This window comes from Vibrio sp. Vb0667 (assembly GCF_033391095.1).
The window spans coordinates 1-1,298 of record NZ_JAWPOL010000210.1 but is presented as its reverse complement, the minus strand read 5'-3'; the positions used below and the strand labels follow the sequence as shown (position 1 = coordinate 1,298).

The following is a 1,298-nucleotide window of genomic DNA, read 5'->3' as shown; positions in this document are numbered from 1 at the left end:
TGACAAGGACCTATCATGGCACTACTTCAAATCGCAGAACCGGGCCAAAGCTCGGCACCTCATGAGCATAAGTTAGCGGCTGGTATCGACTTAGGTACTACCAACTCTTTGGTCGCTTCTGTACGCAGTGGCGATGCCACCACATTAAATGATGAGCAAGGTCGTAGCATTTTGCCATCGGTGGTGAATTACTCAGCAGAATCAACAGTGGTTGGTTACGATGCGAAAGCCAAAGCAGAGTTTGAACCTGAGAACACCATTATCTCAGTGAAACGCTTGATTGGCCGCTCGCTAAAAGACATTCAATCTCGCTACCCATCATTACCTTACCGTTTTAAAGAGAGTGATAATGGCTTACCAGTACTGCAAACTGCTCAAGGGGATAAAAACCCGATTGAAGTTTCTGCAGATATTCTAAAAGCGCTAGGTAAACGCGCAGAAGAAACTCTAGGTGGAGAGCTTGCGGGCGTGGTAATTACCGTTCCTGCGTACTTCGATGACGCGCAACGCGCGGGCACGAAAGATGCGGCTAAGCTAGCGGGTTTACATGTACTGCGTCTTCTTAATGAGCCAACCGCAGCGGCGATTGCCTACGGTCTGGATTCAGGTCAAGAGGGCGTGATTGCCGTTTACGATTTAGGTGGCGGTACGTTCGATATCTCTATCCTACGTTTATCGAAAGGCGTATTTGAAGTATTAGCAACAGGCGGTGACTCTGCACTAGGCGGTGATGATTTTGACCATCTATTAGCGGATTACCTAATGGAGCAAGCTGGCCTAGAAGCGCCGCTTTCTGCTGAGAAAAACCGTGCATTACTGAACATTGCAACGGCGACCAAAATTGCTTTCTCTGAGCAAGACAGCGTGGAAGTTGACGTGTTTGGCTGGAAAGGCACTGTAACACGCGAGCAGTTCGAAGACCTGATTCGCCCACTCGTGAAGAAAACTCTGATGTCTTGTCGTCGTGCACTGAAAGATGCTGACGTAGAAGCGGAGGAAGTACTTGAAGTGGTGATGGTTGGTGGCTCAACTCGTACCTTGCTTGTCCGTGAAATGGTAGGCGAATTCTTTGGCCGCACACCACTCACTAGCATCAACCCTGATGAAGTGGTGGCTATTGGTGCGGGCATCCAAGCAGATATTCTTGCTGGTAACAAACCTGACTCTGAAATGCTGCTGCTTGACGTGATTCCATTATCATTGGGTATTGAAACCATGGGTGGGTTGGTTGAGAAAATCATTCCGCGCAACACCACGATTCCTGTTGCTCGCGCGCAAGAGTTTACCACCTTCAAAGA

The 1,298-nt window shown here is 48.8% G+C and carries 1 protein-coding gene; it reads left to right on the top strand.

All coding sequences use genetic code 11. The features are described 5' to 3' along the window. Positions 1-15: 15 nt before the first annotated feature. Positions 16-1,298: Fe-S protein assembly chaperone HscA (gene hscA / locus R8269_RS24685; RefSeq protein WP_318222839.1), on the top strand; the 1,283-nt coding region annotated here is incomplete at its 3' end.